This window comes from Limosilactobacillus alvi (assembly GCF_016900115.1).
Lineage (GTDB): Bacteria > Bacillota > Bacilli > Lactobacillales > Lactobacillaceae > Limosilactobacillus > Limosilactobacillus alvi.
Window position 1 is genome coordinate 61107 of record NZ_JACJJQ010000007.1, and the last position, 6250, is coordinate 67356.

The window sequence follows — 6250 nt, forward strand, 5'->3', positions numbered from 1 at the left end:
GCAGTAGCGTCTAACTTTGTGTCCCTCTTGATATGATCCTAGTTGGACTGGAATTAATTTTTGGGTTCGCAAAATATCAACCGTAACTTTAAGAGTATTATTATATCGATAGTTGAGGGTGGGGAGAAACACAAGTTTTCTTGCCACCAATGTAGGGTTCCCATCAAACTACCACTAATCGCATACGTAATTAATTGCGGTTGAGAACTTGCTCGTAATACTTGTACTAGTAACCCATCACTTGGCCCACTTTTTCTTAGGTCTAACAAAACTTTGCTGCTTATCTTTAATATTTCAGTATCTAAGGAATAATCATGATCTACATTTAAGTGATTATAAAACTCTTGATGCCGGGCAATTGAATTAACCATGGTTGTAATTAGCTCATTTTCATTTTTGGCATTTGCAACCAAACTGAAAAACCAATGTTTTAACGTTTGCTCCAATAAATCAAATTTATCCCGAAAATAGTGATAAAAAGTACTCCGGTGTAACGACGCCTTACGACAAATCTGATCAACGGTAATTCTCTTAAAAGACTCCCGTTCTAATATGACGATCAGCGCAAGTTCAAAGTTTCGGATGGTCTTCGTCTTCATTCCTCTTCCTCCATCAAAGTCAATTAAATCAGCTTATTCATATCTAATAAAAATTGACGCTTTCGAAAACTAACAATGAACGTATTCAGGATAATTAGACCGAGGATTAGAATCGTAAACTGACTAAAGAGGTTGGCCATTCCAGCCCCACCATAAAACAGGTTAAAATTAAGGCTTGTAGCATAAAACATTGGGGAAAGATAGTGGATAGCTTGGAAGAAAGTGTTAAGTGTTACAACGGGTAACATTCCAGCGCAAGCGACTACCTGAAGCATCGTGAAAAAGATATTGACGATCGTTCCCGCTTGACCAAAAAGTAATAACATCACTAAGTTCAGGTCGTAACCGGCAAATAATAAGAGGCCAGCATTAAGCCAAAGATTAATAGCAGTCCCCTTAATTCCCCCAAGCATCAATCGCAGATAACCAGTGTAAAGTCCCCCAATAATAATGGCGATTATTGCAAAGGTTAATTGCAGAGCCAAAAAAGCTCGCCACCGACCAATTGTTGGCGCAAATTTAGCATAAGTGCCATAAAGAATCGTCGCCCCCAACATTGAACCTAGATAAAGCGCAAGGTTGGCAAAAAATGGTGCCAGTGAATAATTTAATCCTTCTTTGACTGGATTCGTGTAGTGCATCTTAATTTGCACTCCATTTGCAACTCCTTGGTAAGCTTGACTAACCGATTGATTAATCTTAGCCTGACCCACTTTAGCAGTTTGAGCAATCTTGGCTTGACCAGTTTGAGCAATTTGCTTCGCCATTTGTGGGGTTTCGGCTTGGTCAACTTGGGCTTGTAATTGAGCCTTTGCCGTCGCGACTTGTTGATTTAGCTTCTTAACCGCACTAGCCGCTAAAATAGCTTGCCCTTTCTTAATAATAACCTTTTGTTGAATGTTATTACCTACCGTTCTAGCAACGGTTCGCATTCCCGAAACAACCGACGTTTGGTTAGCTTCATTGATATAAAAGTGTAATTGGGCTTTTTGATTAGCCTGTACCTGGCGACTAAAATTCGCTGGAATATCAATTACCAAATAAGTTTCCCGGCGATTTAATTGTTGCTTAGCTTTCTTTAGGTTTGCGGTTGTTTTTATCGTATCAAAATTATCCTGCAAACTAGCTTTAATTTGGTGCTGTAGCGCATGGCTTTTAGAATCTTGATTAACAATCGTAATCGGGAGTTTGTTTGTATTATTAGGCATCCCATGATAGCCACTGAAATAAATCCAAAAAATAAGCGAACCAAAAGGATCGCGACTAAAGTTGCTATTCCAGTTCCCCGACTAAAGAAAAAATTCTTGAATTTCATAATCGTTTGTCTTCCCTTCTCTTTATAGTATTTGTAATTTACTCCTTTTAAAAAATAAAAGCAAGTGCTTGCTTGCAAAAAATACAAGTAAACACTTGCAACCTTTTAGTCAAAAGTGGTAAATTAAAACTATCTTTAATAAGGGAGGCTGAACTTTATCGCAAAGAAAGTACCAACTGACCAAAGGATCCTAGCCGCTTTTCAACAATTAATCATTAATAATGGCTATTTTGGTACTACTACTAAAAAAATCGCTGCGGTCGCTCAAATTAATGAAAGTACCCTCTTTCGCCATTTTGCTACGAAAGAAGATTTATTGAATCGCTTACTAGAACAAAATCAAACAGATTTAATAACCGTAATTAATCAATTTCAGATATCTGGTGATCCAATTGCAGATTTACTAAGAGCCGCAAAGGGCTACTTAAATTACGTCGATACTCATCGAGCATTATTTCTCCTTGGTATTCGCGAATCATATGCTAATGCCAACCTAAATCAGGCTATTCGGCAAGCCCCCGAACTTTTTAACCAATTAGTTTTTGAGAAGATAATGACCCAGTACCACCTTACGACCCCGTCTGAGAAAGCCAAGCAACAAATTCACCTCCAAAATTTCTTTACCATCCTATTTGGCCAGGCCACATTAAAAGTAACTTACCCTGATTCTTTTTTAACCAAGCCTGATGAAAAGTTCTTAAATGAAAATCTCCGGCTTCTCGCCCAAGAAATTTTCCGCAACCAAAATACTTAATCAAAAAAAACAGCTACAACCGTGAAAATCAAGCTTGATCAATTTCTACGGATGTAGCTGTTATTTAGTAATGTGGCGATTGGTCCCTTAAAGGCACACGGTTTTGATTCAAATTTACGGTCGCAAGCATAACCAACGTTGGAGGCCATAATGAATTAATAAGCTTATTAGCACAACAAATGGGATGAATTGCAGGGGAAAAATTAATGCTAGACAGATAATCACAACCAACGGGCGCTCCAAAATTACGGTTAAAGCAACCGCAACCGTCATGGTAGCCACCAACTGTGGCATCCACCCGACCACTTGAGCAACCGCTGCCCCTACCGATAAACTAGCAAAAATTGCCGGAAAGATCGTTCCCCCTCGCCATCCGAGGGCAAAGCCAACATTGGTCATGAAAGTCTTGATGATCGCAAAAATGATTAAATAAGACAGGGGCATGGTCAACGCATCATGAGCAAAAGTTTGGATACTAAACTCACCAGAAAACAAGACATCCTTGGTTACCAAGGTACCAGTTGCCAACAGCACCCCACCCATTAATCCTTCAAAAATTGGATACTCGATCTTGTCCAACCATTTTTCAGCAAGTTTACCAACTTTTACAAATAACCAGCCAAATAACCACCCAAAGATAACTGCTAGTGGTACAACATACCAACCTTGCCATTGCCATTTTAAGGGGGCTAGATGAAAACCGATAACCCCTTCCTGAGGAAAAAATTTAAAGAAACCTAATAACCCAGCAAGGCCAAATAAGGTCCAAACCCCATAACAAACCTTTCGTTGGAAATCGGATTTAAAATATGCCGTGATCGGTTGCGCCCTTAATTTAACTTGATGATCTACAATCCGTTGACTAATCACTTGTCGAACTTGCCGGTGCCAAGTTTCTCCAGGAGCTTGGCTTACCAGGAGTTTGGCTAATTTAAACCGACAGCCAATCCAGTAAATCATTCCTGCTAAAATTCCCGTTGCACTGGCTTCGGGACCAACACTAGCTCCGGCGGCTAAAATTATCAGTCCAGAAATAACGGTCCGTTTCCAATTCCGATAATCGAAATAGCCTTTTAGCCGAACCGTTTGTAATACTTGTTGAATTGTTAATGGGTACCGGCCAAAGTACCGTTGTAAATAACCAATCACAATTCCCATTGGCAGGCAGAAAACCCAGGGCCAAATTGATTCACTAATCCCGGTCACTTGTGGTAGAAATTTCCAACAGAATTCAAGCAACCAGTTGACTACCTGCAAATACAATCCCGTTATTCCACCAACTAATAAACATAAACAAGCAATATAGCAGAAAATCAATCCATCTCGTCGTTTCATGAAATTTAACTCCTCAATAATTTATTCCTTATAATAACCGATAGCTAGCTCCGATTATGAAATTCAAACTTATTTAGTTACCCATTTTCCATCTTGACCCGCCCGATATATACCTAATCTTTGCCTCGCGGTGCTTTACAGCCCCATAACATTAAGTTATGCAAAACCGGATATTGATTTTTCCTTCAACCGTCAGCGAATTTACCACATGTAGAGAAACAGTAGGATAACTTTGGCGCTGAACCAAGCCTGTTGCGATTAGTCATAAAGTTCGTCGCCTTTTAATAGTAAGAAGATAAATAATTACCCCTTGCTACTTTCCACGATTCAAGCAAGGAGCTAGTCAACGCTAATATTATCATTACTTATTATCTTGGTTACTGTCAATCGTTCCAGCCAATTAAATTCTTACCTTAAAGTAACTATTTTACCTTAAAGTATTTTGCTTTTCATTAGGCTAATTTCAAACTTTCATTTACATAGCAGTTAGTTAAAAGGCAGGATTGCAATGCCAAAGCTTAATATTAGAAGCATCCGGAAAAATTGCAAGTTACCCAATTAAGCAAGGGTTCGATTATGGTCCAGCGAAACCGGAATACCAATGCAAGTTGCTTTGAGATACACTTTTGGTACAGAAGCGAGGTTGGGAAAAAAGCTCCTTGATGGCCTGGTTGGGATAAGAAGGACGAAGGTTGATTCATTAGAATCGACCTTTCGTTCGCACTTATCCGCTAAGGCCGTGCTTTTTGACCTTAGTTACTGAGTAACATTCGGAGATGAAAAAGAGGCCGGAAAGAAACTAATGTTTCTTCCCGGCCTCTTCAATTCAAGATAGACTCCTTTTCCAATTTTTGTAGCGCCGCAGACTATCTCATGCAAAGTTTATAATACTTGCGAAACCTTTTTTGACGCTTTACGTCCCGTTTCATGATAAATTTGCAATTGATCACGTCCATTTCGCTTTGCTTCGTAAAGTGCTTGATCGGCACGATCAAAGGCCACCTTGATATTCTCACCAGGATGCCATTCAGTCACCCCAGCAGAATAAGTCAAGTCAATTGTTTGATCCTTATTTGTCTGGATCGTCAATTTTTGCTTAGCAGTTGGATGATTGTGCATTTTAGCAAACAAATCCGTTACTTCATGCAGCTCAGTGTCGCCAAAAACTAGACAAAACTCCTCACCGCCATAGCGAAAGGCCTGAGCATGCGGACCAATATCTCGACAAACTTCTGCTAGAAACTGGCCAAAATGTCTGAGTGCTAAATTTCCGTTTTCGTGACCATAGGTATCGTTAATTGATTTGAAATAATCGATATCGGCAATACAAATAACGGCCATTGAATCAGACTTCAACTGGCTACTCGTATAATCAATTAGTGCGCGATAGTTGCCTAATCCGGTAAGGAGATCTTCACGACTTTCTAATTTGGCTTCTTGTTGTGATGCTAAATTACGCATCTCATCATCGACAAAGAAACGATTAAATAAAAATAACACCACCGTACCAACAGTCATTTCCATCACTAACAAGGGAGTTACCCGAATTGTAATTGGATCAAGTCCAATTTTATAAGACCAATACGGGATCGCTACTCCTACCAGATTAGCTAATAGTAATTTTAAAAATAGTCGTAAACTACCAGACCACCATTTGATCATCCCAATTACAAAAACGATTAAATAAAAAGCTAACAATTGGATTAATAAGGTTAAAGTAAACTGACTATTATGGTTGGTAAACAATAATTCAGTAGCAATAACCACCGGTGTTAGCAAGCCAGCAATCACGCCATATGGATAATTGCGATGAAAATAAAACATGAGTACTGGAATCGAATACTGATAAAGTGGGTACCCAACACTTGTTCCGGAAAGATAAACCACCGCATATTCTTGAATACAAAATGTAAAAATAATTATCGCATAGCGTAACCACCATTGATATTTTGGTAAGGTTTGTTCAAATAAAGTAAAGTTTCCGGATTGGAAAGTTATAATTACCAGTGGAATAACTAATACAATCATGGAAAAGCCAACCATTCTTTCACCCTCTTACTTCCCTGGTTAGCTAACTCGGTTTAACAAATTCAAGAAATATTTTAGCACAGCCCCATTAATTTGTGTTGCCGTTTCCAAAAATAAGTTCATCCTTTAACAAGCGTTAAGTAAAAAGGCTCTTCGTCAACTGGTACTGATAGAATTTTTAAGGCTAAATTGGTCTAGTTTAGGCTGCCCAACGTGGGT

Annotated in this window: 5 protein-coding genes and 1 pseudogene; 2 read left to right on the top strand and 4 right to left on the bottom strand. The window is 38.9% G+C overall.

All coding sequences use genetic code 11. The features are described from left to right. Positions 1–53 precede the first annotated feature (53 nt). Both H5993_RS02560 and H5993_RS02565 read right to left on the bottom strand, forming a co-directional pair. Positions 54–599, bottom strand: a complete 546-nt coding sequence (locus H5993_RS02560) for a TetR/AcrR family transcriptional regulator (protein ID WP_204776090.1) — start codon at positions 597–599, stop codon at positions 54–56. 23 nt (positions 600–622) lie between these two features. Next, on the bottom strand, positions 623–1840 hold the full coding sequence (locus tag H5993_RS02565) for a YhgE/Pip domain-containing protein (RefSeq protein ID WP_428980925.1): 1218 nt from the start codon (positions 1838–1840) through the stop codon (positions 623–625). 261 nt (positions 1841–2101) lie between these two features. On the opposite strand from H5993_RS02565, the pseudogene H5993_RS09690 reads away from it, so the two are divergent. Both H5993_RS09690 and H5993_RS02570 read left to right on the top strand, forming a co-directional pair. Next, positions 2102–2227: pseudogene (locus H5993_RS09690) on the top strand (TetR/AcrR family transcriptional regulator); the annotation flags it as partial. A 3-nt stretch (positions 2228–2230) separates the two neighbouring features. Then, positions 2231–2668: a hypothetical protein gene (locus tag H5993_RS02570; protein WP_239457949.1), complete on the top strand. Its 438-nt coding sequence runs from the start codon at positions 2231–2233 to the stop codon at positions 2666–2668. A 114-nt stretch (positions 2669–2782) separates the two neighbouring features. Here H5993_RS02570 and H5993_RS02575 read toward each other — a convergent pair whose 3' ends face one another. Together H5993_RS02575 and H5993_RS02580 are read right to left on the bottom strand one after the other, a co-directional pair. After that, the gene (locus H5993_RS02575) at positions 2783–4003 is read right to left on the bottom strand and encodes a chloride channel protein (protein ID WP_204776092.1); all 1221 of its coding nucleotides are present in this window, start codon (positions 4001–4003) and stop codon (positions 2783–2785) included. Between the two features lie 882 nt (positions 4004–4885). Beyond that, positions 4886–6046 (bottom strand): GGDEF domain-containing protein, encoded by a 1161-nt coding sequence (locus H5993_RS02580; RefSeq protein ID WP_204776093.1) that lies wholly within the window; start codon positions 6044–6046, stop codon positions 4886–4888. Positions 6047–6250 lie beyond the last annotated feature (204 nt).